The following is a 26439-nucleotide window of genomic DNA, read 5'->3' as shown; positions in this document are numbered from 1 at the left end:
GCCGCCCTTAGTTCCTTAAACCAGCCCCAGCGCCTTGAACACAAATGCATATTCGAGCGCTACGTCACGTAATCCCTGGTAACGACCGCTCATCCCCCCGTGGCCGGCACCGAGTTCGGTCTTGAGCAACAGCAGGTTGTCGTCCGTCTTGGTGTCACGCAGCTTGGCCACCCATTTGGCCGCTTCCCAGTACTGCACGCGGCTGTCGTTGTAGCCGGCGATCACCAGCAGGTGCGGGTAGGCCTGGGGCCGGACGTTTTCGTACGGCGCATAGGCCTTGATGCGTTCATACACCTCGGGCTCTTCGGGGTTGCCCCATTCGTCGTACTCGGTGATGGTCAGCGGCAGTTCCGGGTCGAGCATGGTGTTGAGCACATCGACAAACGGCACTTCGGCAATCGCCGCCTGGAACAGCTCAGGGCGCTGGTTGAGCACCGCGCCGATCAACAAGCCACCGGCACTGCCGCCACTGATCGCCAACTGTTTGGAGGTGGTCAGGCCGTTGTTGATCAGGTGTTCGGCGCAGGCGATAAAGTCGCTGAAGGTGTTCTGCTTGTGGGCCTGCTTACCGTTGCGGTACCAGGCTTCACCCAACTCGCCGCCGCCGCGCACGTGGGCGATGGCAAACGCCACGCCACGGTCGAGCAGGCTCAGGCGTGCGTGGGAAAACCATGGGTCGAGGCTCGAGCCGTAGGCGCCGTAGCCGTACAGGTACAGCGGCGCGGCTTTACCGAGCTGGTCGCGCTTGACCACCAGGCTGATCGGCACCTGGGTGCCATCGGCGGAAGTGGCCCACAGGCGTTGGCTTACGTAATCGTCGGCGTTGAACACGCCCAGCACCGGAGTTTCCTTGAGCACCTGTTGCGCGCCGCTGGCCAGCTCCAATTGACGCACCTGGGCCGGGCGGTTGAGGGCCTCGTAACGCAGGCGAATCTTGTCGCTGGCGAACTCCAGGCTGTTCTGTACGTAAAGGCTGTAGGCGGCGTCGGGCAATTCCACGCGATACGCCGGCACGCCCTGAGGGTGCACTTCGATCACCGGCAGGCCACCGATGCGCAGGCTCAGGGTCATGGCACCGGTATTGAGGCTCACACCGTCGAGCATCACGTCATCGCTGTGGGGGATCAGGTTTTGCCACTCAGCCTCGGTGGGCACGTCGCCAATGTCGGTGGCCACGAACAGCGCGTAGTTGATGCCGTCCCGGTTGCTGCGGATAAACCAGGTCCAGGCACCATTGAGTTGGCCGTGGTCGACATCGTATTCGTGGTCCTCGACCCGAGGCGCCAGGCAGGTAAAGGCCAGGTGCGGCTGGTCGGCGTCCAACGCCCAGACTTCGCTGGTGGTCTTGCTGCCCAGGGTCAGCAGCAACTGGCGTTCGGAGCTGGAACGGTAGCAATGCAGGAAGAAACGTCCGTCGGGCTCGTGGAACACTTCCTGCGCCGCCGTGCCGTCCAGGCGATAGCGGTAGAGTTTGTGCGGGCGGTGGGTGTCGTCCAGTTCGCCGAAGAACAGGGTCAGGCTGTCATTGGCCCAGGTCATGCTGCCGTCGCAGTCCTGAAACTCCAGTTCGCTGACCTTGCCGTTGGCCAATTCCTTCACAAACAGGGTGTAGATCTCGTCACCGCTGGTGTCGAGGCTGTAGGCCAGGCGCTGGTGGTCGGGGCTGATGCTGAACGCGCCGAGGGAGAAGAAGCCGCCGTTGGCCAGTTCGTTCGGGTCCAGTAGCAGCTCTTCGCTGCGCTCGTCCACCTGGTTGCTGTCGTCGGCCGGGCGGCGGCAGCGGTAGTGGCGGGCGTACTCGTCGCCAGCGGTGGTGCGCGTGTAATACAGGTACGGCCCCCATGGCGAGGGCAGCGACAGGTCGGTTTCGAGGATGCGGCCCTTGATCTCTTCGAACAGGCTTTCACGCAATGCGGCCTGATCGGCGAGTTGGGCGTCCTGCCAGGCGTTTTCGGCCTTGAGGTAATCGAGTACTTCGCGGTTGTCACGCTCTTGCAGCCAGGCGTACGGGTCTTGGCCTGGGGCCTTGCGGGCGATCGGGGCGGTCGATATAGGCATGGATCACTCTCTGTCTGGCGGACGGTGGCAGGCATTGCAGCCGCGACACGCAAAAGCCGTTATCATAGCCGCCTGTTTGCCTACCTTGCCATGGACACCATGACCGAGAACGACTATCTGACCGCGTGGGGCCTTTACGCCTTTGCCGCTTTGGGCTGCCTGTTGGTGTGGTGGCGCATGACCCGCTGGATCTGGCGCTGGCTGCGCGAGCCGCTGCAATTGCTGATGGCGGTGCTGTTGTTCAGCCCGACCATCGTCGACCCGGTCAAGACCCAGTTTGCACCGGCCGTGGCCATCACCGCCCTGGACCTGGTGCTCAAGGTCGGCAACAACGCCTGGCGGGCGATTTCCGATTTGTTCATGTACACGATGATCGCCTTTGGCGTGTATCTCATCATTGTCTTGATCCGCTGGCCCATCGAGCGCGCGGCCAATGCGCGCCGTGAGCGCAAGGCCGCTACGGATGCCGCCCTGGCCGCCGAGCCGCACGAGGATGACGACGAGACATTCCGTCGCCCGGCGCCGGGCGGCATGCGGGTCGAACCGCGCCTTTAACGTTGCAGCGAGAGCCCTGGCATGTGTGAATTATTGGGCATGAGTGCCAACGTCCCCACCGATATCGTGTTCAGCTTTACCGGGCTGATGCAGCGCGGCGGGCGCACCGGCCCCCACCGCGACGGTTGGGGCATCGCCTTCTATGAGGGGCGCGGCCTGCGTCTGTTCCAGGACCCGGCCGCCAGCAGTGAGTCTGAAGTCGCGCTGCTGGTGCAGCGTTACCCGATCAAGAGTGAAGTGGTCATTGGCCATATTCGCCAGGCCAACGTGGGCAAGGTGAGCCTGGCCAACACCCACCCCTTCGTGCGCGAACTGTGGGGGCGCAACTGGTGTTTTGCGCATAACGGCCAACTGGCGGATTTCAGCCCGCGAGCCACCTTTTACCGGCCGGTGGGCGATACCGACAGCGAAGCGGCCTTCTGCGATTTGCTCAACCGTGTGCGCGAAGCCTTCCCGGAGCCTGTGGACATCGAGCAAATGCTGCCCGACCTGATCGCGGCCTGTGCCGAATACCGCAGCAAAGGCGTATTCAATTGCCTGCTCAGCGATGGCGACTGGCTGTTCTGCTACTGCTCGACCAAATTGGCCCAGATCACCCGCCGCGCCCCGTTTGGCCCGGCGCGCTTGAAGGATGTCGACGTGATCGTTGATTTTCAGGCCGAAACCACCCCCAATGACGTGGTGACGGTGATCGCCACCGAGCCGTTGACCGACAATGAAAACTGGACCCGCTACGAACCGGGCCAATGGAGCTTGTGGCGACGCGGTGAATGCGTCAGCCAGGGCATTACCGAGTAAGGATATCGACCATGCTGCTCAGCTATCTGCGGTTGGTGCTGTTTGCCATTGGCCTGTTGGTCGGGGTGCAAGTGCCGGGGTTTATCAACGACTACGCCAAGCGCGTCGAAGCTCACCTGATCGAAGCCCAAACCGGCTTGCGCGGGTTTGAATCCACCGCGCAGCAGTTTTTCAAGGGCGACTTGCACGCGTTGGTGGCGCACTACCGCGCCAGCGATGACCCGGTGTTCCAGAGCGACGCCAACAGCCTGGGCGCCATGCTCGATCGCCAGGTGGCATTGGACAAGCAATTCCAGGCCATGCAAGGCCCGTGGTACATCCGCGCGCTGCAAGTGGCGGTGGCGGCCGACCCGGATATCCGCCTGGAAACCTGGAACGGCTACAGCTACCAGATTCTGCTGACGCCAGAGGCGATGGGTTGGGGCCTGGGCGGGGCGATGTTGTTGTCGTTCGGGTTGGAATGCCTGTTCCGCCTGATCGATTGGATCGTGCTGGGCGGCAAGCGCATGCGCCAGAGCCGGCCGATCGAAGAGCGTGACCTCAAAGGCCTCTAAAGACCCAACTCGGTCAAACTGTGGGAGGGGGCAAGCTCCCTCCCACATTTTTAATCGTGTTTCGTCAGGGCAGGCAGCACCATCCGCTCTTCGCCGACTTCCTCGGCATACCGCGCCACCGCCTTCTGACACAACCCCACAATCTCCTCCACCAGCTCCACGCCCACGCGCCACGACACTACCACCTGCAAGTGCGGCAAGCGCTGCGCCAGCGGCAACACCACCAATTCCCCGCGCGCCAGTTCTTCGCTGACCAGCACCGGCGGCAATGCGCCAATTCCAAACCCGTCGCGCAGCAAGCGCGTGATCGCCGACACCGAATTCACGCAGTTCATGCGCGGCGCGGCCACGCCGTTGGCCTGCATCAGGCTCAGTACATCCTGGTGCGGGTGGGAGTTTTTCGAGTAGGTGATGATGCGCTCCTGGGCCAGTTCGGCGAGGGACGCGTAGTCGCGGTTATAGATCGACCGGCTGGCGACGATCCAGGCCATGGGATGGCTGCACAGCTCCAGGCTGCGCACGGTTTCGAGTCGCAGCAGGTCGGTTTGCAGGATCAGGTCGAGGAAGCCTTTTTGCAGCTGATCGCTGAGGTTGAGCGCGGTATCGGCGACCAATTCGATTTCCACCAGCGGGAAATGCTCCATCAGTTCCGCCACGAACGGGCTCAGCCACGTGTGGATGACGGTGTCCATCGCGCCGATGCGAATCCGCCCGACCTTGCTGCTGGTGGTTTCCAGGGACTGTTTCAAACCCTGCATGGTCACCATCATCTGCTCGGCGTAATCGAGCACCTTCACACCGTCCGGGGTCAGGCTCACACCGCGCGAATCACGCAGAAACAGCTTCACGCCCAGCTCGCTTTCCAGCACTGCGATGCGGCTGGAAATCGAAGCCTGGGTGGTGAACAGCTTTTCGGCGGTCAGGCGAAAGCTCTTGAGCCTGGCCACCCAGACGAAGGTTTCGAGGAACTTCAAATTCATGGGATCAACTTTTTCTTATGCATGGATCGGTTTTTATTAGTTGGACGCCGTTGCCGGCCAGCGCCAAAAATCGAGCCATTCCACGATAAGCGTGGTTGGGTTTCAGGACAACAGCGTTGCGGGATCTTGGTAAAAGATCCCACACTACAAAAAAACAAAGCCTACAGGAGCGACCAGCGTGAGCCGCCTTTTACTCAATTGCGACATCGGCGAGAGCTTTGGCAACTGGACCATGGGTCTGGACGCCGAAGTCATGCCGTTCATCGATTGCGCCAACGTGGCGTGCGGCTTCCACGCTGGTGACCCGAGCATCATGCGCAAGACCGTCAGCCTGGCACTCAAGCATGGCGTCCAAGTCGGCGCGCACCCGGCGTATCAAGACCTGCAAGGCTTCGGTCGGCGCTCCATGCAGTACACACCCCAGGAAATCCAGGACCTGTTGCACTATCAGATCGGCGCGCTTGACGGTATTTGCCGGGCGCAGGGTGGTCGGGTCAGCTACGTAAAACCCCACGGCGCGATGTACAACGACATGATGGCCAACCCCGTGCAGTTGCGCGCGGTGATCCAGGCCGTCGCCGCCTATGGCGAGTTGCCGCTGATGCTGCTGGCCACCCGTGACAACAGCGCCGCCCAAGCCTTGGGCGACGAGTACGGCGTGACCCTGTGGTTCGAAGCGTTCGCTGACCGCGCCTATCACAACAACGGCCAGTTGGTGTCCCGGCAGTTGCCGGGCGCGGTGCATCACGATTCCGACACCATCGTGCAACAGGCCCTGACCCTCTCCCGTGGCCAACCGCTCACCGCCAGTGACGGCAGCCCCTTGGTCTTGCAGGCCAACACCTTGTGCGTACACGGCGACAATGCCAGTTCCGTCGCGGCGGTGAAGCGTATCCGCGAGGCGTTGAAGCCAGCATGAAGCCACGCATTGAAGTGGTAGCCATCGACTGCCTGATGGTGCGTCTGTTTAACGTGATCGCCGAAGCCAACATGCCGTGGATGCTCGCCGCCACCCAGCGCCTGCGCAGCGGGTTCGGCGCGGCGCTGGTGGATCTGGTGCCGTCGTACACCACCTTGATGGTGCATTACGACCTCACCGCGTTGAACCCGGCCCAGGCACGCGAACTGATCGACCAGGCCCTGACCGACCTGCAACCCCAGGCCCAGGGCAGCGGCCAGTGCCATGTGCTGCCGGTGTGGTACGACCTGAGCGTCGGCCCTGAGCTGAGCTTGCTCAGCCAACGCAGCGGCCTGGCGGTAAGCGAGGTAGTCCGTCGCCACAGCGCTCACCAATACCAGGTGTTCGCCCTCGGTTTCGCTCCCGGTTTCGCCTTTATGGGCCTGGTGGACGAGATCCTCGCCGCGCCGCGCCTCAACACCCCGCGCAAGCGCGTGGCCGCCGGCAGCGTTGGGATTGCCGAACGGCAGACCGCGGCATACCCGGTGGTCTCCCCCGGTGGCTGGAACCTGATCGGCCGCACCCCGGCCAAACTGTTCGACCGCGAGCGTGACGGTTATAGCCTGATGCAACCCGGTGACACGGTGCGTTTTGAACCCGTCGAGCGTGCCGAATTCATCAACTTGGGTGGCGATGACACACCGTTGGAGGCGCAACCATGAGCCGCTTGATCATCGAGGCCAGCACGCCGTTGTGCCTACTGCAGGACGCCGGCCGCTTTGGCGTGCGCCACCTGGGCGTGACCCAGGGCGGCGCGCTGGATTGGGTGTCGATGTCCTGGGCCAACTGGCTGCTGGGCAATGCATTGGATGCGCCGGTGGTGGAAATCACCTTGGGCGGGTTTACCGTGCAGGCCGAGGATTATTGCCTGCTGGCCCTGGCCGGAGCGGATCTGGGCGCGTACATCGACGAGCGCGCCATCAGCCCTGGACGCAGTTTTATCCTGCAAAAGGGCCAGCGTCTGCGCTTTACCCAGCCATTCAGCGGCGCGCGGGCATACCTGGCGGCGCCGGGTGGGTTCCAGGCGCCGGCTGTGCTGGGCAGTTGCGCCACGGTAGTGCGCGAGGAATTGGGCGGCCTGGACGGTTTTGGCAAAGCCTTGGGCGAAGGCGGGCGGTTGGCTTATTCGGGCACAGGCGGGGCGATGAAAATGCTCAGCGAGCCCGCCTTGCCCGCTAAAGCAGCGCTGCAGGTGATCGTCGGCGCGCAAATTGGCCAGTTCAGTGGGCAAAGCCTGTTTGATGCGTTCAACACCGACTGGGCCTTGGACAGCCGCGCCGACCGCATGGGCATGCGCTTGCTGGGTACGCCATTGCAGTACCAGGGGCCGTCGTTGATTTCCGAAGGGATCCCGCTTGGCGCGATCCAGGTACCGCCCGATGGGCAGCCGATTGTGTTGCTCAATGATCGGCAAACCATTGGCGGGTACCCGCGTCTGGGCGCGTTGACGCCTTTATCGCTGGCGCGACTGGCGCAATGTTTGCCGGGGGAAAAGGTGAGGTTGGCGCCGGTGGTGCAGGAGACGGCGCATCGGCAGCACATCGAATTCCTGCAGCGGCTGAGCACCGCCTGAAAAACACCGAGGTCCAAATGTGGGAGGGGGCCCCCTCCCACATTGGATTACCTGAATTATCTGGATGTGTGGTTACTTGGAGAGAAACCGCATCCCTTCCTCAAGCCCGCGCAGCGTCAGCGGGTACATCTGGTCCTCCACCAACTCGCGCACAATCCCCGTCGAGGCCGTAAAGTCCCAGGTGTCTTTCGGATACGGATTAATCCAGATCAGCTTCTTGTACTTGGCCATGAAGCGCTGCATCCACACATACCCCGGCTCTTCGTTCCAGTGCTCGACGCTGCCGCCGGCCTGGGTGATTTCATACGGCGCCATCGACGCATCGCCGATAAAGATCACTTTGTAATCGGCACCGTACTTGTGCAGCAGGTCTTGGGTGGAGGTGCGCTCCGAGGTGCGGCGCAGGTTGTTTTTCCACACGGATTCGTACACGAAATTGTGGAAGTAGAAATATTCCAGGTGCTTGAACTCGGTCTTGCACGCCGAGAACAGCTCTTCGCAGATCTTCACGTGGGCGTCCATCGAGCCGCCGATGTCGAACAGCAGCAACAGCTTGATGGTGTTGCGCCGCTCCGGGCGCATCTGGATATTCAGCAGGCCGGCATCGCGGGCGGTGTGGTCGATGGTGCCGTCGATATCCAATTCGTCCGCCGCGCCTTGGCGGGCGAATTTACGCAGGCGGCGCAGGGCGATCTTGATATTGCGCGTGCCCAGTTCAACCTGGTCGTCGAGGTTTTTGTACTCGCGCTGGTCCCAGACCTTCACCGCCTTGCCCTGACGCTTGCCGGCGTCGCCGACGCGAATGCCTTCGGGGTTGTAGCCGCCTGAACCAAAGGGGCTGGTGCCGCCGGTGCCGATCCATTTGTTGCCACCGGCGTGGCGTTCCTTCTGTTCTTCCAGGCGTTTCTTGAATTCTTCGATCAGCTTGTCGAGGCCACCGAGGGATTGGATCTGTGCCCGTTCCTCATCGCTGAGCGAACGTTCGAACTCCTTGCGCAGCCAGTCTTCGGGAATCAGCGCCTGCAGGTGGTCGTCGAGCTTTTCCAGGCCGTTGAAGTAGGCCCCGAAAGCCCGGTCGAACTTGTCGAAATGCCGCTCGTCCTTGACCAGGATCGCCCGGGCCAGGTAGTAGAACTCGTCCATGTCGGCGAAGGTCACGCGCTGCTTGAGCGCGTTGATCAGGTCGAGCAGCTCGCGCACCGACACCGGCACCTTGGCGGCGCGCATCTCGTTGAACAGGTTGAGCAACATCAGCGGTTACCGCGACGGCTCATGAACGCCAGACGCTCCAGCAATTGCACGTCTTGCTCGTTCTTGACCAGGGCACCGGCCAGCGGCGGGATGGCCTTGGTCGGGTCGCGCTCGCGCAGCACCGCTTCGCCAATGTTGTCGGCCATCAGCAATTTGAGCCAATCGACCAGTTCGGAGGTGGACGGCTTTTTCTTCAGGCCCGGTACCTTGCGCACGTCGAAGAACACGTCCAGCGCTTCGCTGACCAGGTCTTTCTTGATGTCCGGGTAGTGCACGTCGACGATCTTTTGCAACGTGGTGCGGTCGGGGAAGGCGATGTAGTGGAAGAAGCAGCGGCGCAGGAACGCGTCCGGCAGCTCTTTTTCGTTGTTGGAGGTGATGATGATGATCGGGCGTTTCTTGGCCTTGATGGTCTCGTCGATTTCGTAGACGTAGAACTCCATCTTGTCGAGTTCTTGCAACAGGTCGTTGGGGAATTCGATGTCGGCCTTGTCGATTTCGTCGATCAGCAGGATCACCCGCTCGTCGGACTCGAAGGCCTCCCAGAGCTTGCCCTTCTTCAGGTAGTTGCGCACGTCGTGCACCTTGTCCACGCCCAGTTGCGAGTCGCGCAGGCGGCTGACCGCGTCGTACTCATACAGGCCCTGATGCGCCTTGGTGGTGGACTTGATGTGCCAGGTGATCAACGTGGCGCCGAAAGACTCGGCCAGCTGCTCGGCGAGCATGGTCTTGCCGGTGCCCGGTTCGCCCTTGACCAGCAACGGACGCTCCAGGGTAATGGCGGCGTTGACGGCCAGTTTCAGGTCATCGGTAGCCACATAGGCCTGGGTGCCTTCGAACTTCATCGGTGTTTCCTCGAATTCATCAATGCCCGGACTATACCGCGCAGCCCTGGCGACTGTGAACGCAGACGGGTTATTCAGTCTCTGAATGGCCGGTCAGCGTTACATCAATCCGCTGACGGCTTGGGTTGTTCATAGCGTGCGTTGAAGGCCTGGATAAAACCGTTGCGCAGGATCGCTAAAAATGCGGAGAAGGCGCTGATATCTTGCTGATGCACGCTGCCGCTGAGTTCGACGCGGGTGGCGAACTGGTTTTTGCGCTGGTTTTTCAACACGGTCTCGCTGGCGCCCACAACGGCCTCCCAGATCGAGCGGAAGATGTTTTTGTCTTTGTTTTCCACATCCTGCTGCCAGTCAAATACCTCTACATCGCGCATCAGCGGCTTGATGTAGCCGGTCAATTGGCCTTTGTCGGCCTGGGCTTCGATGACCACGTCCCCGGTGCCCGCCCTGAAATCGAACTTGCCGTAGGCCGAGGCAAAGTCATTCATGCGCTTGAGCTGCAAGTTTTTGGCGCGAAAGCGGAATTCGAAGTCTTCGAAATTGCTCAGCGGGTCGAAGGTGGCGCTGGCCTCCAGCGGTGCCTGGCCTTGCAGCAGGGCTTTGCCGTCGAAGCGTGCGTCGCGCTTGCCTTTGAGGTCGACCACGTTGGTCAAGTTGTAGAAGCTGGCGTTGACCTCGGTAGCGTTGATGTTCACCGGCGGTTGGGAGTTGAAGTTATGGAACGCGACCTTGCCATTCTGGATGCGCACCTCATCCAGAGTGATCGGCAACAGTTTGCCCAGTTGCTCGCGCCAGTCGGTGCCCTTACCGGTCTGGGACGCCTGCTTGTTGGCGCCGCCGTCGACAAAATTAACTTGCGGGTCGATAAACAGCACGGTGGCCACCACCGCATGGTCGTACCACAAGGAGTGCCAGCTCACTGCCAGGTCGATCAGCGGTGCCTTGACGAACGGTACCGGCACCTTGCCGTCGACCTTGACGATCTGCAGCCCGTTGATCTTGTAGGCGCCTCGCCACAGGGCCAGGTCCACATCGGTGATCTGGCCACGGTAGTCGCCCATGTCCGCAAGCTTGTCATTCAAGTAATTGCGCACCAGGTAGGGCAGGGCGATAGTCAAGGCAACCAGAACCACCACCAGCCCGGCGATGGTCAGGAGCGGCCAACTGTAGCGACGTTTCATGGGAAGGGTCCTCTGTGCCATATAGGGGATGGACTGTTGCGATGGGCGCAACGTTCCTCCGACTGGACGCCTTGGAAGACGAGGCATACCCTTGTTGCCTTCCTGAAATTGCCCAATAGGACCCGTCATGAGCCGCATTTTTGCTGACAACGCGCATTCGATCGGTAACACGCCCCTGGTTCAGATCAACCGCATCGCCCCGCGTGGCGTGACCATCCTGGCCAAGATCGAAGGACGTAACCCGGGTTATTCGGTGAAGTGCCGCATCGGCGCCAATATGATCTGGGACGCGGAAAGCAGTGGCCGACTCAAGCCCGGCATGACCATCGTCGAACCCACCTCGGGCAATACCGGCATCGGCCTGGCGTTCGTCGCCGCCGCGCGTGGCTACAAGCTGCTGCTGACCATGCCGGCATCCATGAGCATCGAGCGCCGCAAGGTGCTCAAGGCCCTCGGCGCCGAACTGGTGCTGACCGAGCCGGCCAAAGGGATGAAGGGCGCCATCGAGAAAGCTGCTGAAATCGTGGCTGGCGACCCGGCTACCTACTTTATGCCCGGCCAGTTCGAAAACCCGGCGAACCCTGCGATCCATGAAAAAACCACCGGCCCGGAAATCTGGAATGACACCGACGGCGCGGTAGACGTGCTGGTGGCCGGCGTGGGCACTGGCGGTACCATCACGGGCGTGTCGCGCTACATCAAGAACACCGCGGGCAAGCCGATTCTGTCGGTGGCCGTGGAGCCGATCGTGTCGCCGGTGATCACCCAGGCCCTGGCCGGTCAGGAGATCAAGCCGAGCCCGCACAAGATCCAGGGGATCGGCGCCGGTTTCGTGCCGAAAAACCTCGACCTGTCGATGGTTGACCGCGTGGAGCTGGTGAGTGACGACGAGTCCAAGGCCATGGCCCTGCGCCTGATGCAGGAGGAGGGGATTCTGTGCGGTATTTCCTGCGGCGCGGCGATGGCGGTGGCGGTGCGACTGGCCGAGAAGCCGGAAATGCAGGGCAAGACCATCGTGGTGATTCTGCCGGATTCGGGTGAGCGCTACCTGTCGAGCATGCTGTTCAGCGATTTGTTTACCGAGCAGGAAAACCAGGCTTGATTTGGGTCAGCGCCGATAGCCAGGGCCTTCTGCATACTGGCCCAACTGTTTATCATGGCCAGCTGCTATGTCTGCTGTTGGCTAGGCGCTTATTTTCAGGAGTTGCTGCATGACCGTTTCGTTGGCCGCCAAGTTGTCGGTGTTGCTGTTGTTTATCGGCAGCACGCTGTATGTGCACCTGCGCGGTAAGGCCCGTTTGCCGATGTTGCGCCAGTTCGTCAACCATTCGGCGCTGTTCGCCCCGTACAACGCCTTGATGTACCTGTTCTCGGCGGTGCCCTCCAAACCCTATCTGGACCGCAGCAAGTTCCCTGAACTGGATGTGCTCAAGGACAACTGGGAAGTGATTCGCGAGGAGGCCATGCACCTGTTTGACGAGGGTTACATCCGCGCCGCCGAAAAGAACAACGACGCCGGTTTCGGTTCGTTCTTCAAGAAGGGTTGGAAGCGTTTCTACCTCAAGTGGTATGACAAGCCGCTGCCATCCGCCGAGGCGCTGTGCCCTAAAACCGTGGCACTGGTGAGCAGCATTCCCAACGTCAAGGGCGCCATGTTCGCGCTGTTGCCGGGCGGCAGCCACCTCAACCCGCACCGCGATCCGTTTGCCGGTTCCCTGCGTTATCACCTGGGGCTGTCCACGCCCAATTCCGACGACTGCCGCATCTTCGTCGACGGCCAGATTTATGCCTGGCGCGACGGCGAAGATGTGATGTTCGACGAAACCTACGTGCACTGGGTGAAGAACGAAACCGAGCAGACCCGCGTGATCCTGTTCTGCGATATCGAACGCCCGCTGAGCAACCGCCTGATGACCCGCGTCAATCGCTGGGTCAGCAAGCAACTGGGGCGTGCCACCGCGCCGCAGAACCTGGATGACGAGCGTGTCGGTGGGATCAACCAGGCCTATGCCTGGAGCAAGACCTTCAGCGATAAGTTCAGCGGCCAGGTCAAACAGTGGAAGCGCAAGCATCCCAAGGCTTACCGCATTGCGCGGCCGGTGTTGGCGGTGGTTGTCCTCGTACTGCTGTGGAAGTGGTTGTTCGGCTGAGCCGAAGCGTTAAACGCGGTCAAAATGTGGGAGGGGGCTTGCTCCCGATAGCGGGGGTTCAGTCACTGATGTATTGACTGACAGACCGCCATCGGGGGCAAGCCCCCTCCCACATTGGTTTGCGTCGTTCTTCAAGAGGCGATCAACTGGCGCAGCACGTAGTGCAAAATCCCGCCTGACTTGAAGTACTCCACTTCATTGAGCGTGTCGATCCGGCACAGCACCTCGACCTTCTCGCTGCTGCCATCCTCCCGCGTAACCACCAGCGTCAGGTTCATGCGCGGCACGATCTCCACGTCCGTCAGGCCGAGGATGTCGATCTTCTCTTTGCCGGTCAGCTTGAGTGTCTTGCGGTTCTGGTCCAGCTTGAACTGCAACGGCAGCACACCCATGCCCACCAGGTTGGAGCGGTGAATGCGCTCGAAGCTTTCGGCAATCACCGCCTTGACCCCCAGCAGGTTGGTACCCTTGGCCGCCCAGTCGCGGCTTGAGCCAGTGCCGTATTCTTGCCCGGCGATCACCACCAGCGGCGTGCCCGAGGCCTGGTATTTCATCGAAGCGTCGTAGATCGGCATTTTCTCGCCGGTGGGGATATACAGCGTGTTGCCGCCTTCCTCGCCGCCGAGCATTTCGTTACGAATACGGATATTGGCGAAGGTGCCCCGCATCATCACTTCATGGTTGCCCCGGCGTGAGCCGTAGGAGTTGAAGTCACGCGGTTCCACGCCTTGCTCGCGCAGGTAGCGGCCGGCGGGGCTGTCGGTCTTGATGTTGCCGGCGGGCGAGATATGGTCGGTGGTGACCGAGTCCCCCAGCAGGGCCAGCACGTTGGCGCCTTTGACGTCCGCGATCACCGGCAACGGGCCGGCGATGTTGTCGAAGAACGGCGGGTGCTGAATGTAAGTGGAATCCGGCTGCCATACGTAGGTTGCGGCCTGCGGAACTTCAATGGCCTGCCACTGCGCGTCGCCGGCAAATACCTCGGCATATTCCTTGTGGAACATGCCGGTGCTGACCTGCGCCACGGCGTCGGCGATCTCCTGGCTGCTTGGCCAGATGTCCTTGAGGTACACCGGTTTGCCGTTTTTATCGTTACCCAGCGGCTCGCTGCTGATATCGATGCGCACGGTGCCGGCCAGGGCATAAGCGACCACCAGCGGCGGCGAGGCCAGCCAGTTGGTTTTTACCAGGGGGTGCACGCGGCCTTCGAAGTTGCGGTTGCCGGACAGCACCGAGGCGACGCTGAGGTCGGCTTTCTGGATGGCTTTTTCGATCGGTTCGGGCAACGGGCCGGAGTTGCCGATACAGGTGGTGCAGCCGTAGCCCACCAGATCGAAGCCGAGGGCGTCCAGGTATTGCGTGAGCCCGGCGGCCTTGTAGTAGTCGGTGACCACTTTGGAACCGGGCGCCAGGGAGCTTTTGACCCAGGGTTTGCGGGCCAGGCCTTTTTCCACGGCTTTTTTGGCGACCAGCCCGGCGGCCATCATCACGCTGGGGTTGGAAGTGTTGGTGCACGACGTAATTGCGGCAATCACCACCGCGCCGTTTTTCAGGCGATAGGTGCTGCCTTCATATTCGTAATCGGCTTCGCCCACCAGGTCGGCATTGCCTACGGCCACACCGCCGCCGCCTTCGCTTTCCAGGCGGCCTTCTTCCTTGCTGGTGGGTTTGAATTGCAGGTCGAGAAAGTCACTGAAGGCCTGGCCGACATGGGGCAGGGCCACGCGGTCCTGCGGGCGTTTCGGCCCGGCCAGGCTGGCTTCGACGCTGCCCATGTCCAGGGCCAGGCTGTCGGTGAAGACGGGTTCCTGACCGGCATGGCGCCACAGGCCCTGAGCCTTGGTGTAGGCCTCCACCAGTTTCACGGTTTCGGCCGGGCGGCCGGACAGGCGCAGATAGTCGAGAGTGACCTCATCCACCGGGAAGAAACCGCACGTGGCGCCGTATTCCGGAGCCATGTTGGCGATGGTCGCGCGATCCGCCAGGGGCAGGTCGGCCAGGCCGTCACCGTAGAACTCGACGAATTTACCCACCACGCCCTTTTTACGCAGCATCTGGGTCACGGTCAGCACCAGGTCGGTGGCGGTGATGCCTTCTTTCAATTTGCCGGTGAGCTTGAAGCCGATCACTTCCGGGATCAGCATCGATACCGGCTGGCCGAGCATCGCCGCTTCCGCCTCGATACCGCCGACGCCCCAGCCGAGTACGCCGAGGCCGTTGATCATGGTGGTGTGCGAGTCGGTGCCTACCAGGGTGTCGGGGAAGGCATAGGTGCGGCCGTCTTCGTCTTTGGTCCAGACGGTGCGGCCCAGATATTCGAGGTTGACCTGATGGCAGATACCGGTGCCGGGCGGCACCACGCTGAAGTTGTCAAAGGCGCTCTGGCCCCAGCGCAGGAAGGCGTAGCGTTCGCCGTTGCGCTGCATTTCGATGTCGACGTTTTGCTCGAAGGCGTCGGCGTTGCCGAACTTGTCGACCATCACCGAGTGGTCGATCACCAGGTCCACCGGCGACAGCGGGTTGATGCGCTGCGGGTCGCCCCCGGCCTTGGCCACGGCGGCGCGCATGGCGGCCAGGTCGACCACGGCGGGCACGCCGGTGAAGTCTTGCATCAGCACGCGGGCGGGGCGGTATTGGATCTCGCGGTCGGACTGGCGCTCTTTGAGCCAGGCGGCAATGGCCTTGAGATCGGCGCCGGTGACGGTCTTGTCGTCTTCCCAGCGCAGCAGGTTTTCCAGCAGCACCTTGAGCGACATTGGCAACTGGTCCAGGTCGCCCAGGCTCTTGGCGGCTTCGGGCAGGCTGAAGTAGTGGTAGGTTTTGCTGTCTATTTGCAGGGTCTTAAGGGTTCTCAGGCTATCAAGCGATGACATGACGCAACTCCTTATGGTCCGCACGGCTACGGACCTGACGGGACGAACAGAGCTTTAAAACTAGCTCTGTTTTGATTAGCAGGCTAATAACTGGACTCTATCGCTGAGTCCAAGGTTCCGAACTCGGCTATCATGCGCGCGTTTTCATGACAGGCATGGCGATAGCGCAACGCCGGTTGATTCACCAGGAGATGCAATGAACACCCTTTTTATGCACTGCCGCCCGGGGTTTGAAGGCGAAGTCTGTTCCGAGATCGCGGAACACGCCGCGCGCTTGAACGTGTCCGGCTACGCCAAGGCCAAGACTGGCAGCGCCTGCGCCGAATTCGTCTGCACCGAAGAGGACGGCGCCCAGCGCCTGATGCACGGCCAACGTTTTGCCGAGCTGATCTTCCCCCGGCAGTGGGCGCGCGGGGTGTTCATCGACCTGCCGGAAACCGACCGCATCAGCGTCATCCTCACCCACCTGCAAAGCTTCCCAGTCTGCGGCAGCCTGTGGCTGGAGATGGTCGACACCAACGATGGCAAGGAGCTGTCGAATTTCTGCAAAAAGTTCGAAGTGCACCTGCGCAAAGCCTTGTTGAATGCCGGCAAGCTGGTGGAAGACCCGAGCAAGCCGCGCCTGTTGCTGACGTTCAAGAGTGGCCGCGAAGTGTTCATGGGCCTGGCCGAGTCGAACAACTCGGCGATGTGGCCGATGGGCATTCCCCGCCTGAAGTTTCCGCGTGAAGCGCCGAGCCGCTCGACGCTCAAGCTGGAAGAGGCCTGGCACCACTTTATCCCCCGCGACCAGTGGGACGAGCGCTTGCATGGCGACATGACCGGCGTCGACCTCGGTGCCGCACCGGGCGGCTGGACGTGGCAATTGGTCAACCGTGGCATGCTGGTGACGGCCATCGACAACGGCCCCATGGCTGAAAGCCTGATGGACACCGGCCTGGTACAACACCTGATGGCCGACGGCTTTACCTTCGTGCCCAAGCAACCGGTGGACTGGATGGTGTGTGACATCGTCGAGAAACCCGCGCGCAACGCCGCGCTGCTGGAAACCTGGATCGGCGAGGGGCATTGTCGCGAAGCGGTGGTGAACCTGAAGTTGCCGATGAAACAGCGTTATGCCGAAGTGAAGCGCCTGCTGGAGCGCATCGAAGACGGCTTCAAGGCGCGCGGCATTCGCGTGGAAATCGGCTGCAAGCAGCTGTACCACGACCGCGAGGAAGTGACGTGCCACCTGCGTCGGCTGGTGGATGTGAAGAAAACCAAGGCCCGCTGAACTGAGCGCCGGTTTCAGGAGTAGACAATGAGCGATATTTTCAACACCGCCGTTGATGGCACCCTCGACGCAACGGGCCTCAATTGCCCGGAGCCGGTGATGATGCTGCACCAGCACATCCGCGACCTGCCGGCTGGCGGTTTGCTCAAGGTGATCGCGACCGACCCGTCGACCCGTCGCGATATCCCCAAGTTCTGCGTGTTCCTTGACCACGAGTTGGTGGGTCAGCAGGAACAGGCCGGTACCTACCTGTATTGGATCCGCAAGAAGGCCGATTAACCCCGCGCCTTGTCGGCCCGGATGCGCCGGCGTGCGCTGCGCGCCAGGCGCACCAGCAGCATCCCCGCCGCGCAACTCAGGCCCACGATCAGCCCCTGCCATAACCCGCTCGGGCCGCTGGGTTCGCCGAGCCAATCGGTCAGCCCCAGGGCATAGCCCACCGGCAGCCCCACGCCCCAATAGGCAAACAAGGTCAGCACCATGGTCACCCGAGTGTCCTGGTAGCCGCGCAAGGCGCCGGCGGCGGTGACCTGGATCGAGTCCGAGAACTGAAACAACGCGGAAAACACGATCAGCGTCGACGCCAGGTGGATCACTATCGGGTCCGGCGTATAGATGGCCGCGATCTGCTCGCGAAACACCAACATCAGGCTGCACGACAGGCAGGCATACGCCAGCGCGGTGCCCATGCCGACCCCAGCGGCGAAGCGAGCTTCACGCGCCTCGCCACGCCCCAGGGCCTGGCCGACGCGCACGGTGACCGCCATGCTCAGGGAGTAGGGGATCATGAACACCAGCGAACTGACGTTCAGCGCGATCTGATGCCCCGACACCACCGTGGCGCCCAGGCTGCCGAGCAGCAGGGCGATCACGGCAAAGATGCTCGATTCGGCAAAGATCGCCACGCCAATCGGCAGGCCAATCCCCAATACGCGTTTGATCACCGCCCATTGCGGCCAGTCGAAGCGTTTGAACAATTCGCTGCTCTGGTACGCCGCTCCCCAGCGCGTCCAGACGGCCATGCCGAGCATCATCACCCACATCGCAATGGCCGTGGCCCAGCCGCAGCCCACGCCGCCCATGGCCGGCACGCCAAAGTGGCCGTAGATGAAGATGTAGTTCAGTGGAATATTCAGCGCCAGGCCGACCAGCCCCATCACCATGCTGGGCCGGGTGCGGCCCAGGCCGTCGCTGAAGCAGCGCAGCACGTAATACAGCGCCACCGCCGGCATGCCGGCCGCAATGCCATGCAGATAGCCCATGGACGGTTCGATCAGGTCGGCTTCGACCTTCATCGCCTGCAGGATCGGTTCGGCACACAGCAGCAGCAAGGCGCCGATGGCCCCCACGACCACCGCCAACCACAATGACTGACGTACCAGCGGGCCGATTTCACTAAAGTGACCTGCGCCGTAGCGCTGGGCGACTTTCGGCGTGGTGGCCAGCAGGGTGCCCGTCATCAGCAGGTACACCGGGATCCAGATCGAGTTGCCCAGGCCCACCGCCGCCAGATCCTGAGGGCTGACCCGCCCGGCCATCACCGCGTCGACGAAACTCATGGCGGTGGTGGCCAGTTGGCCGATCATGATCGGCAGGGCGAGTGTCAGCAGGTCGCGCACTTCCCGGCGGATGCGGGCGGGGCGGGTGAGTGGGGCGATGGCAGTGTTCACGTACAGGTGTCCGATAGAAGGGGCGCAAGGACGGCGGATTCTACGCTTTGACGCAACGGTCAGGAAAAAACCTGTGTTAGCGATTTGTAAGCACTCCCAAGATCAGTGCCCCTCCCACATTGGATCTTCGCAAGCCTGTACACTGCCGGTCCGCCAAAGGAGCCTGCCATGCTGATTGTTGCCGACGAAAATATCCCGCTACTCGATGCATTTTTCCAAGGGTTTGGCGAGATTCGCCGGGTACCCGGCCGCTCCATGGATCGCGCCAGCGTCGAGCAGGCCGATGTGTTGCTGGTGCGTTCGGTGACCAACGTCAACCGTGCGCTGCTGGAGGGTTCCAAGGTGCGCTTTGTGGGAACTTGCACCATCGGCACCGACCACTTGGACCTGGACTACTTCAAGCAGGCCGGTATCCAGTGGGCCAGTGCCCCTGGCTGCAATGCCCGTGGGGTGGTGGACTACGTGCTGGGCAGCCTGCAGACCCTGGCCGAGATCGAAGGCGCCGACCTCGCCACGCGCACCTATGGCATCGTCGGTGCCGGTGAAGTGGGCGGGCGCCTGGTCAAGGTGCTCAAGGGCCTGGGCTGGAATGTGCTGGTGTGTGACCCGCCACGGCAGAGCGCCGAAGGTGGCGAGTATGTGAGCCTGGCGCAGGTCATCGAACAGTGCGATGTGATCAGCCTGCACACGCCGCTGATCAAGTCCGGTAACGGCGCCACCTGGCATTTGCTTGATCGCCAACGCCTTGAACAGCTCAAGCCCGGCACCTGGCTGATCAACGCCAGCCGTGGCGCGGTGGTGGACAACGCCGCCCTGCGCGAGGTGTTGCTGGAACGCGAAGACCTGCAAGCGGTGCTGGACGTGTGGGAGGGCGAGCCCGAGGTGGACGTCGACCTCGCCGACCTGTGCGTGTTGGCCACGCCGCATATCGCCGGTTACAGCCTTGAAGGCCGGCAGCGCGGCACGGCGCAGATTTATCAGGCGTTCTGCGCGCACCTGGGCCAGGCGCCAGGCATTCTACTGAATGACCTGCTGCCGCCCCTGTGGCTGGCCGAGGTGCACTTGAATGCGGCAACCGACCCGGCGTGGGCGTTGGCGATCTTGTGCCGCAGTGTCTACGACCCGCGCCGCGACGATGCGGATTTTCGTCGCAGCCTTGTAGGAACAGTGCAAGAACAGCGCACGGCGTTTGACCTGCTGCGCAAGCACTACCCCGCACGCCGTGAGATCGAGGGGTTGAAGGTGCGGATCAACGGCGAATCCGCCGCGCTGTCGCAGATCGTCTCGGCCTTGGGCGCTGAACTGATCTGACGCGCATAAAAAACCCGGCCATCTAGGCCGGGTCTGAAAGAGCGTGGGCGCTTCAGCCTTGCTGGGCAGGTTTGACCAGGCGCTGTTCCAGCTCGCTGCAGGCTTGCTGGATCATTTCTTCGGTAATCTGCACTTCGCGGCCCTTGGCGTCGATGTACGAGCAAGGCAGTTGCTGCGGTTGGCGGATGACTTCAATTTTGGCATCGCTGCTGTGTTGCAAGGTCATGGCCTGTCTCCTCATCAGGTTGTGTACCTACTCTAAAACCCTCGCGTGACCACGCTGTTACAACTCCTTGGCGGGTCGGCGGTTCGAACGCTCAGTCCACCAGAAACGGCGGCCAATTGCCAGCCAGGCATTAGACCAATAGCCTCTAGCGGCCCGCATCGGTTGGCATAATTAACCTGACTCATTGTTATTTGCCAGAGTTCCCCCAATGTTGAGGGGTAGGTTCCTCATCGGTGATGCCTTCTATGTTCTCTACCCGTCAACGCCGCGCGATTCGCCTGGCCAGCCGCTTTATCGCGCCCTACCGCTGGCAGGCGCTGGGTGCCTTGCTGGCGCTGATCGTCACCGCCGGCATCACCTTGTCCATGGGCCAAGGCATTCGCCTGCTGGTGGACCAAGGGTTCATGACCCAGTCGCCGCACTTGCTCAACCAATCTATCGGCCTGTTCATGGTGCTGGTGCTGGGCCTGGCGGTGGGCACCTTTGCGCGGTTTTACCTGGTGTCTTGGATCGGCGAGCGGGTGGTGGCGGACATTCGGCGCCAGGTGTTCAACCACCTGATCTACCTGCACCCCGGTTTCTACGAGAACAACCGCAGCTCGGAAATCCAGTCGCGGTTGACCACCGACACCACGTTGCTGCAATCGGTGATCGGCTCATCGCTGTCCCTGTTCTTGCGCAATGCCTTGATGGTGATCGGCGGCATTGTGCTGTTGTTTGTGACCAACCCCAAGCTCACCAGCATCGTGGTGGTGGCGCTGCCGCTGGTGCTGGCGCCGATTCTGATTTTCGGCCGGCGTGTGCGCAGTCTGTCGCGCCTGAGCCAGGACCGTATTGCCGATGTGGGCAGCTACGTGGCCGAAACCCTCGGCCAGATCAAGACCGTGCAAGCCTATAACCACCAAGTGCAGGACGAGCAGCGCTTTGCCGTGACGGTGGAAGAGGCGTTCGCCACCGCGCGCAAGCGCATTGCGCAACGCGCCTGGCTGATCACATTGGTGATCATGCTGGTGCTCGGCGCCGTGGGTGTGATGCTGTGGGTGGGCGGTATGGACGTGATCAGCGGGCGCATTTCCGGCGGCGAGCTGGCGGCGTTTGTGTTCTACAGCCTGATCGTCGGCAGCGCCGTCGGTACGTTGAGTGAAGTGCTGGGCGAGTTGCAGCGCGCGGCCGGCGCAGCCGAGCGCATCGGTGAACTGCTGCAGTCCAGCAACGACATCCAGGCACCCGCCACCGCCGCCGTGAAATTGCCGCAGCGGGTCAGCGGCCGCATGGAATTGCAGGACCTGCGGTTTTCCTACCCTTCAAGGCCTGACAGTTACGCCGTCGATGGCCTGAGCCTGACCATCAACCCCGGCGAAACCCTGGCGCTGGTCGGCCCGTCCGGCGCCGGCAAATCGACGATCTTCGACCTGCTGCTGCGCTTCTACGACCCCCAGCAGGGGCGCATCCTGCTCGAAGGCCAGCCGCTGACCGCACTCGACCCCATGGACCTGCGCCGCCACTTCGCCCTGGTGTCGCAGAGCCCGGCGTTGTTTTTTGGCAGCGTCGAAGAAAACATCCGCTACGGCAACCCAGGCGCCACCCGCGAGCAGGTGGAAGCCGCCGCGCGCATCGCCCACGCCCACGATTTCATCCTGCAAATGCCTAACGGTTACCAGACCCATCTGGGCGATGGCGGCATGGGCCTTTCCGGCGGCCAGCGCCAACGCCTGGCCATCGCCCGCGCCTTGCTGGTGGATGCGCCGATCCTGCTGCTGGACGAAGCCACCAGCGCCCTGGATGCACAGAGTGAGCACTTGATCCAACAAGCCCTGCCGCAATTGATGCAGGGACGTACCACCCTGGTCATCGCCCATCGCCTGGCCACCGTGAAAAATGCAGGCCGGATTGCCGTGATGGACCAGGGCAAGCTGGTGGCGGTGGGCACGCATCAGCAGTTGATCGCGAGCAATCCGCTGTATGCGCGGTTGGCGGCGTTGCAGTTCAGTGGTGGCGAGCGCTAACGAGCCTCACAGTTCAGACATTACAAATAACCAAATGTGGGAGGGGTTTCGTTCTGCCAAGGGTGCCTTACTGGTCGTCAAAGTACCGCTCATGCCAATCCACCAACGGCTGTGGCGAGTTGAGCTTCTGCCCGTAGATCACCGAATAAGACAGCACGTTCTGCACATACTGGCGGGTTTCGTCGAATGGAATGCTTTCCACCCACACGTCGAAACTCAGGTGGTCCGCACCGCGCAGCCACTGGCGCACGCGGCCGGGGCCGGCATTGTAGGCGGCGGAGGCGAGCACGCGGTTGCCGTTGAACTGGCTGTGCACCTGGCTCAGGTAGGCAGCGCCGAGCTGGATGTTTTTATCCGGGTCCAGCACTTGGGCCGGGGAGGCCAGCGGGATGCTGAACTTGCGTGCGGTGTCCTTGGCGGTGCCGGGCATCAGTTGCATCAGCCCGCTGGCGCCGACGCCGGAGCGGGCGTCGTCCATGAAGGCGCTTTCCTGGCGGGTGATAGCAAACACCCAGCTTGAATGCAGGCCACGGACTTTGGCTTCGCGCACCAGGGTATCGCGGTGGGCCATTGGGAAGCGGATGTCCAAGTCGTCCCAGTATTGCGCCTGGCTGATGGTGCGGATGGCCGGGAAATACCACTTCATGTCGTAGGCCAGCTTGGCCTGGGCGACCATTTCGTCACGGTTGAAGTGGCGGCTGACGTGGTACCACTCGCGGCGGCCATCGACCACCTGGCCACGCGCGTAAAACTCCAGGGCGCGGCGTACGCCAGGGGTATTGCGCACTTTGTTGATCAGCGCCTGGCTCATCACCAGTGGCTTGTTGTTCAACTGGTAAGGGGCCTTGGAGCGGTCCGCGGCGAGGAAACCGTAGAAGTCCCGCTCGCGTGACAGGTTCTTGTACAGCACCAGGGCTTGCGGGTTTTTCGGTTCGGCCAGTTCCAGGCTGCGGGCCTGCCAGTAGCGCCAGCGGTTGGTGGTGGCGAGGTCTTGTGGGAGTTTGCGGGTCAACTGGTAGGCATCTTCCCAGCGGGCCAGGCGCAGCAGCAGGCGCAGGCGCCATTCGGAGACGGTGTTGTCGCGCAGTTCCGGGTCGTACTTGGTCATCACGTCAAGGGCGCGCGGGTCGAAGCGTTTGGCCAGGGTCAGGCCGATTTCGCGGGCGATCGACACTTTTTCGTCACGGGAGAAGTGCATGCTGCTGGCGTAGCCGTCGAGCAGGGCCATGGCCTTGTCCGGGTCCTGGCGTGCCAGGCGGCGCAAGCCCAGGCCGACGGCATCCGACATCGCCTCGGTGGCCGGCAGGAAGCGCGATGGGTCGCTGAGCATGTCGGGCTTCTGCGCCACGTCCACCATCAGGCGGCCTTGGGCACCCAGGGTGGGCAAGGTTTTCACCAGGCTATTGGCCAGCGCGTAGTTGCGCGCTTCGGCGGCGAGCTTGGCGCGGTCCCAGATCTTCTGTTCGGTGAGCTGGCCGTCCGCCGCCCATTGGCCGAAGGTGGCATCGCAGGCGGCAGGCTGGGATTTACCGGTCATCCACAGCTTTTCAGCGGTCTTGTAGCCTTCGGCCTTCAGGTTGTGGGTGAGTTGGTATTGGCCGTGCAGGCAGTCCAGTTCGACGAAATTGAGCTTGGAGTCGTAGTACTTTTCAAAGGTCTGCCAGTCGCCCCGTTCCGCCAGCCAGCGCAACCAGCGCAGTTTCATCCAGTTGGCCTGGGGTAGGTCGCCATTTTTGGCAAGGAACTGTTCGATTTCCGGGTTGCTCGCGGTTTTCAGGCGGGCGGTCAGTTCGTCGTAGGCCAGGTAGGGGGTCAGCGGGTAGTCGGCCAGGGCCTGGCTGTATTGCATGTACGGGCCGCTGTCGCCCTTGGCGAGGGCGCGTTTGGCTTCATCGTAATATTGACGTTGGGTGGTGAGGTCCACGGCCTGGGCGGATTGAACGGCGGTGGCGGAAAGAAGCAGACAAGATAAAAAGTTGAAAAGGCGACTGCGCATGAGACGTCCGTGCAGAGAAATCACGACTAGCACCGGCACCGCCGACACTGATTGCCCCTAGCTTAGCCTTTTGCCAGCGACCGGCGAAAGCTTTGCCGGGCGGTTCATTCAAGTTCATCGGAAATGTCCTACAGAACGTGTCGACAGAGAAAATGCGGGCCGCATCCCACCCTCAACTCAGGTAGAATGCGCGCCCAGTTTTTGGAGAAGCGTATGACCCTGCTCAAATTCAGCGATGTGTCCCTTGCTTTCGGCGCTATGCCGTTGTTGGACAAGGTGTCCTGGCAGATCGCCCGTGGTGAGCGGGTGTGCATCATCGGCCGCAACGGCACCGGCAAGTCCAGCATGATGAAGCTGGTAAAAGGCGACCAGAAGCCCGATGACGGTTCTGTGTGGCGCGCGCCGGGCCTCAAGATTGGCGAATTGCCCCAGGAATTACCGGTGGCCGACGGACGGACAGTGTTCGACGTGGTTGCCGAAGGCCTGGACGGCGTGGGCGAGTTGCTCGCGCAATACCACCACCTGGCGCAGAACTGCGTCACCGAAGAAGACCTGGACAAGCTGATGCATGTTCAGCAGGACCTCGAGGCCCGTGACGGCTGGCGCCTGCAGCAACTGGTCGACAGCACCCTGAGCCGCCTGCAATTGCCGGCCGACAAGACCCTCGCCCAATTGTCCGGCGGCTGGCGTCGTCGCGTGCTGCTGGCCCAGGCGCTGGTGTCCGAGCCGGACCTGCTGCTGCTCGACGAACCGACCAACCACCTGGACATCGGGGCCATCGCCTGGCTGGAAGAAGCCCTCAAGGATTTCCAGGGCGCCGTGCTGTTCATCACGCACGACCGTTCCTTCCTGCAGAACCTGGCCACGCGCATCCTTGAACTGGACCGCGGCGGCCTGATCGACTGGAACGGCGACTACGCCAGCTTCCTGGTACACAAGGAAGCCGCGCTGGCCGCCGAAGAAACCGCCAACGCGCTGTTCGACAAGAAACTGGCCCAGGAAGAAGTCTGGATCCGCCAGGGCATCAAGGCCCGCCGCACCCGTAACGAAGGCCGCGTACGTGCGCTGAAAGCCTTGCGCGTTGAGCGCAGCGAACGTCGCGAGCGCACCGGCAAGGCCAATATCCAGCTGGATACCGCCGACAAGTCGGGCAAGCAGGTGATGGTGCTGGAGAACGTCAGCTTCCACCACCCGGACGGCCCGTTCCTGATCAAGGACTTCTCCATGGTCCTGCAGCGCGGCGACCGTATCGGCCTGTTGGGCGCCAACGGTACCGGCAAGACCACCTTGCTCAAGTTGATGCTCAGTGGCTTGCAACCGACCAGCGGCACCGTGGAGGAAGGTACGCGCATCGACGTGGCCTACTTCGACCAGTTGCGTCATCAACTGGACCTGGAAAAAACCGTGATCGATAACGTGGCCGAGGGTCGCGACTTCATCGATATCGACGGCCAGAGCCGCCACGTGTTGAGTTACCTGGGCGACTTCCTGTTCAGCCCGCAGCGTGCACGTACGCCGGTCAAGGCCTTGTCCGGTGGCGAGCGTGCGCGTTTGCTGCTGGCCAAGCTGTTCAGCAAACCGGCAAACCTGCTGGTGCTCGACGAACCGACCAACGACCTCGATGTGGAAACCCTCGAACTGCTGGAAGAAGTGCTGTTGACCTTCAACGGTACCGTGCTGATGGTCAGTCACGACCGGGCATTCCTCGATAACGTGGTTACCAGCACGCTGGTCTTCGAAGGTGAAGGCAAGGTGCGCGAGTACGTCGGTGGTTACCAGGACTGGCTGCGCCAGGGTGGTTCGCCGCGTTTGCTGGGCGTGACTGAAAGTAAGTCGGGCAAAGCCGACCTGACGTCGGCCGTGGTCGCCCCTGTGGCAGCTGCGCCGGTTCCGGAGGCAGCGCCGACGGCCAATAAGAAGAAGCTCAGCTATAAGCTGCAGCGCGAACTGGAAGCCTTGCCGGGCGATATCGACGCCAAGGAACAGCAGATCGCCGCCGTAGAAGCAGAAATGGCTGACGCGGGTTTCTACCAGCGCCCTGCGGCGGAAACCGCCAAGGTCATCGCTTCCCTGGAGACGCTGAACCAGGAGCTGGAAGTGTTGGTGGAGCGTTGGGCTGAGTTGGATGGCTGAGTGATGGCGGTCTGATAAAAAGCCCGGCGCTCGTTTGATTGAGCGTCG

At 62.1% G+C, this 26439-nt stretch carries 22 protein-coding genes; 13 read left to right on the top strand and 9 right to left on the bottom strand.

The genetic code is table 11. The features are described from left to right. Positions 1–15 precede the first annotated feature (15 nt). Positions 16–2058, bottom strand: coding sequence for a S9 family peptidase (locus tag AB4N98_RS05365; RefSeq protein ID WP_065877063.1), 2043 nt, complete (start codon positions 2056–2058; stop codon positions 16–18). 24 nt (positions 2059–2082) lie between these two features. On the opposite strand from AB4N98_RS05365, the gene AB4N98_RS05360 reads away from it, so the two are divergent. The 3 genes from AB4N98_RS05360 to AB4N98_RS05350 are packed head-to-tail and all read left to right on the top strand — an operon-like array spanning position 2083 to position 3965. Next, positions 2083–2613, top strand: a complete 531-nt coding sequence (locus AB4N98_RS05360) for an MFS transporter (RefSeq protein ID WP_460149298.1) — start codon at positions 2083–2085, stop codon at positions 2611–2613. Positions 2614–2634: 21 nt separating this feature from the next. Continuing rightward, a complete protein-coding gene (locus tag AB4N98_RS05355; RefSeq protein ID WP_003172536.1) occupies positions 2635–3411 on the top strand; it encodes a class II glutamine amidotransferase in 777 nt (258 codons plus the stop codon). An 11-nt stretch (positions 3412–3422) separates the two neighbouring features. Then, a complete protein-coding gene (locus AB4N98_RS05350) occupies positions 3423–3965 on the top strand; it encodes a DUF2937 family protein (protein WP_017526678.1) in 543 nt (180 codons plus the stop codon). Between the two features lie 50 nt (positions 3966–4015). On the opposite strand, the gene AB4N98_RS05345 is transcribed toward AB4N98_RS05350, so the two are convergent. Next, complete coding sequence (locus AB4N98_RS05345) at positions 4016–4945, bottom strand: LysR family transcriptional regulator (RefSeq protein WP_065877061.1); 930 nt, start codon at positions 4943–4945, stop codon at positions 4016–4018. 178 nt (positions 4946–5123) lie between these two features. Here AB4N98_RS05345 and AB4N98_RS05340 point away from each other — a divergent pair, with 178 nt between their 5' ends. From AB4N98_RS05340 to AB4N98_RS05330, 3 genes are read left to right on the top strand one after another with little or no spacing between them, the layout of a single operon-like run. Continuing rightward, positions 5124–5864, top strand: coding sequence for a 5-oxoprolinase subunit PxpA (locus AB4N98_RS05340; protein WP_017526676.1), 741 nt, complete (start codon positions 5124–5126; stop codon positions 5862–5864). Next, entirely contained in the window at positions 5861–6565 is a 705-nt protein-coding gene (locus AB4N98_RS05335) for a 5-oxoprolinase subunit B family protein (RefSeq protein WP_017526675.1), read from the top strand. Before AB4N98_RS05340 ends, AB4N98_RS05335 begins: the two co-directional genes overlap by 4 nt. Beyond that, positions 6562–7476, top strand: coding sequence for a 5-oxoprolinase subunit C family protein (locus AB4N98_RS05330; RefSeq protein WP_068934956.1), 915 nt, complete (start codon positions 6562–6564; stop codon positions 7474–7476). Before AB4N98_RS05335 ends, AB4N98_RS05330 begins: the two co-directional genes overlap by 4 nt. A gap of 72 nt (positions 7477–7548) precedes the next feature. On the opposite strand, the gene AB4N98_RS05325 is transcribed toward AB4N98_RS05330, so the two are convergent. The 3 genes from AB4N98_RS05325 to AB4N98_RS05315 all read right to left on the bottom strand — a co-directional run bounded on the left by AB4N98_RS05325 (position 7549) and on the right by AB4N98_RS05315 (position 10753). Beyond that, positions 7549–8727, bottom strand: a complete 1179-nt coding sequence (locus tag AB4N98_RS05325) for a vWA domain-containing protein (protein WP_017526673.1) — start codon at positions 8725–8727, stop codon at positions 7549–7551. Next, positions 8727–9572 (bottom strand): AAA family ATPase, encoded by an 846-nt coding sequence (locus AB4N98_RS05320; protein WP_017526672.1) that lies wholly within the window; start codon positions 9570–9572, stop codon positions 8727–8729. Before AB4N98_RS05320 ends, AB4N98_RS05325 begins: the two co-directional genes overlap by 1 nt. A 104-nt stretch (positions 9573–9676) precedes the next feature. Further along, entirely contained in the window at positions 9677–10753 is a 1077-nt protein-coding gene (locus AB4N98_RS05315; RefSeq protein WP_017526671.1) for a DUF748 domain-containing protein, read from the bottom strand. A gap of 127 nt (positions 10754–10880) precedes the next feature. On the opposite strand from AB4N98_RS05315, the gene cysK reads away from it, so the two are divergent. Together cysK and AB4N98_RS05305 are read left to right on the top strand one after the other, a co-directional pair. Further along, positions 10881–11855 (top strand): cysteine synthase A, encoded by a 975-nt coding sequence (cysK, locus tag AB4N98_RS05310; protein WP_065877057.1) that lies wholly within the window; start codon positions 10881–10883, stop codon positions 11853–11855. Positions 11856–11964: 109 nt separating this feature from the next. Then, complete coding sequence (locus AB4N98_RS05305) at positions 11965–12903, top strand: aspartyl/asparaginyl beta-hydroxylase domain-containing protein (RefSeq protein ID WP_017526669.1); 939 nt, start codon at positions 11965–11967, stop codon at positions 12901–12903. A 131-nt stretch (positions 12904–13034) separates the two neighbouring features. Here the strand turns inward: AB4N98_RS05305 and acnA are convergent, their stop codons facing one another. Then, positions 13035–15776 carry an aconitate hydratase AcnA gene (gene acnA, locus AB4N98_RS05300; RefSeq protein WP_116079550.1) on the bottom strand — a complete coding sequence of 914 codons (2742 nt, stop codon included), beginning with the start codon at positions 15774–15776 and terminating at the stop codon, positions 13035–13037. A gap of 196 nt (positions 15777–15972) precedes the next feature. On the opposite strand from acnA, the gene rlmM reads away from it, so the two are divergent. Then, positions 15973–17049, top strand: coding sequence for a 23S rRNA (cytidine(2498)-2'-O)-methyltransferase RlmM (gene rlmM, locus AB4N98_RS05295; RefSeq protein ID WP_065877055.1), 1077 nt, complete (start codon positions 15973–15975; stop codon positions 17047–17049). A 27-nt stretch (positions 17050–17076) separates the two neighbouring features. Then, the gene (tusA, locus tag AB4N98_RS05290; RefSeq protein WP_065877054.1) at positions 17077–17328 is read left to right on the top strand and encodes a sulfurtransferase TusA; all 252 of its coding nucleotides are present in this window, start codon (positions 17077–17079) and stop codon (positions 17326–17328) included. Here tusA and AB4N98_RS05285 read toward each other — a convergent pair. Beyond that, the gene (locus AB4N98_RS05285; RefSeq protein ID WP_068934951.1) at positions 17325–18719 is read right to left on the bottom strand and encodes an MATE family efflux transporter; all 1395 of its coding nucleotides are present in this window, start codon (positions 18717–18719) and stop codon (positions 17325–17327) included. The two genes, tusA and AB4N98_RS05285, sit on opposite strands and share 4 nt — an antisense overlap. 168 nt (positions 18720–18887) lie before the next feature. Here AB4N98_RS05285 and pdxB point away from each other — a divergent pair, with 168 nt between their 5' ends. Beyond that, positions 18888–20030 (top strand): 4-phosphoerythronate dehydrogenase PdxB, encoded by a 1143-nt coding sequence (gene pdxB / locus AB4N98_RS05280; RefSeq protein WP_460149297.1) that lies wholly within the window; start codon positions 18888–18890, stop codon positions 20028–20030. Between the two features lie 52 nt (positions 20031–20082). Here pdxB and AB4N98_RS05275 read toward each other — a convergent pair whose 3' ends face one another. Continuing rightward, on the bottom strand, positions 20083–20256 hold the full coding sequence (locus tag AB4N98_RS05275; protein WP_017526663.1) for a PA1571 family protein: 174 nt from the start codon (positions 20254–20256) through the stop codon (positions 20083–20085). 236 nt (positions 20257–20492) lie between these two features. Between AB4N98_RS05275 and AB4N98_RS05270 the strand changes: the two genes are divergently transcribed. Further along, the gene (locus AB4N98_RS05270; RefSeq protein ID WP_175404183.1) at positions 20493–22262 is read left to right on the top strand and encodes an ABC transporter transmembrane domain-containing protein; all 1770 of its coding nucleotides are present in this window, start codon (positions 20493–20495) and stop codon (positions 22260–22262) included. Positions 22263–22329: 67 nt separating this feature from the next. On the opposite strand, the gene AB4N98_RS05265 is transcribed toward AB4N98_RS05270, so the two are convergent. Then, complete coding sequence (locus tag AB4N98_RS05265; protein ID WP_017526661.1) at positions 22330–24258, bottom strand: transglycosylase SLT domain-containing protein; 1929 nt, start codon at positions 24256–24258, stop codon at positions 22330–22332. 213 nt (positions 24259–24471) lie between these two features. Here AB4N98_RS05265 and AB4N98_RS05260 point away from each other — a divergent pair, with 213 nt between their 5' ends. Continuing rightward, entirely contained in the window at positions 24472–26391 is a 1920-nt protein-coding gene (locus AB4N98_RS05260; RefSeq protein ID WP_017526660.1) for an ATP-binding cassette domain-containing protein, read from the top strand. The last annotated feature ends 48 nt before the right edge of the window (positions 26392–26439 follow it).

This window comes from Pseudomonas sp. S3_E10 (genome assembly GCF_054667615.1).
The sequence above is the reverse complement of the archived record's forward strand: the minus strand, read 5'-3'. Positions and strand labels throughout refer to the sequence as shown.

What these genes read in the sequence shown, in the direction of transcription:
- AB4N98_RS05335 (WP_017526675.1), top strand. Translation starts at nt 5,861, where the DNA reads ATGAAGCCACGCATTGAAGTGGTAGCCATCGACTGCCTGATGGTGCGT.
- AB4N98_RS05320 (WP_017526672.1), bottom strand. Translation starts at nt 9,572, where the DNA reads ATGAAGTTCGAAGGCACCCAGGCCTATGTGGCTACCGATGACCTGAAA.
- cysK (WP_065877057.1), top strand. Translation starts at nt 10,881, where the DNA reads ATGAGCCGCATTTTTGCTGACAACGCGCATTCGATCGGTAACACGCCC.
- AB4N98_RS05265 (WP_017526661.1), bottom strand. Translation starts at nt 24,258, where the DNA reads ATGCGCAGTCGCCTTTTCAACTTTTTATCTTGTCTGCTTCTTTCCGCC.
- AB4N98_RS05260 (WP_017526660.1), top strand. Translation starts at nt 24,472, where the DNA reads ATGACCCTGCTCAAATTCAGCGATGTGTCCCTTGCTTTCGGCGCTATG.
- AB4N98_RS05275 (WP_017526663.1), bottom strand. Translation starts at nt 20,256, where the DNA reads ATGACCTTGCAACACAGCAGCGATGCCAAAATTGAAGTCATCCGCCAA.
- acnA (WP_116079550.1), bottom strand. Translation starts at nt 15,776, where the DNA reads ATGTCATCGCTTGATAGCCTGAGAACCCTTAAGACCCTGCAAATAGAC.
- AB4N98_RS05365 (WP_065877063.1), bottom strand. Translation starts at nt 2,058, where the DNA reads ATGCCTATATCGACCGCCCCGATCGCCCGCAAGGCCCCAGGCCAAGAC.
- rlmM (WP_065877055.1), top strand. Translation starts at nt 15,973, where the DNA reads ATGAACACCCTTTTTATGCACTGCCGCCCGGGGTTTGAAGGCGAAGTC.
- AB4N98_RS05305 (WP_017526669.1), top strand. Translation starts at nt 11,965, where the DNA reads ATGACCGTTTCGTTGGCCGCCAAGTTGTCGGTGTTGCTGTTGTTTATC.
- AB4N98_RS05325 (WP_017526673.1), bottom strand. Translation starts at nt 8,727, where the DNA reads ATGTTGCTCAACCTGTTCAACGAGATGCGCGCCGCCAAGGTGCCGGTG.
- AB4N98_RS05345 (WP_065877061.1), bottom strand. Translation starts at nt 4,945, where the DNA reads ATGAATTTGAAGTTCCTCGAAACCTTCGTCTGGGTGGCCAGGCTCAAG.
- AB4N98_RS05315 (WP_017526671.1), bottom strand. Translation starts at nt 10,753, where the DNA reads ATGAAACGTCGCTACAGTTGGCCGCTCCTGACCATCGCCGGGCTGGTG.
- AB4N98_RS05270 (WP_175404183.1), top strand. Translation starts at nt 20,493, where the DNA reads ATGCCTTCTATGTTCTCTACCCGTCAACGCCGCGCGATTCGCCTGGCC.
- pdxB (WP_460149297.1), top strand. Translation starts at nt 18,888, where the DNA reads ATGCTGATTGTTGCCGACGAAAATATCCCGCTACTCGATGCATTTTTC.
- tusA (WP_065877054.1), top strand. Translation starts at nt 17,077, where the DNA reads ATGAGCGATATTTTCAACACCGCCGTTGATGGCACCCTCGACGCAACG.
- AB4N98_RS05350 (WP_017526678.1), top strand. Translation starts at nt 3,423, where the DNA reads ATGCTGCTCAGCTATCTGCGGTTGGTGCTGTTTGCCATTGGCCTGTTG.
- AB4N98_RS05330 (WP_068934956.1), top strand. Translation starts at nt 6,562, where the DNA reads ATGAGCCGCTTGATCATCGAGGCCAGCACGCCGTTGTGCCTACTGCAG.
- AB4N98_RS05355 (WP_003172536.1), top strand. Translation starts at nt 2,635, where the DNA reads ATGTGTGAATTATTGGGCATGAGTGCCAACGTCCCCACCGATATCGTG.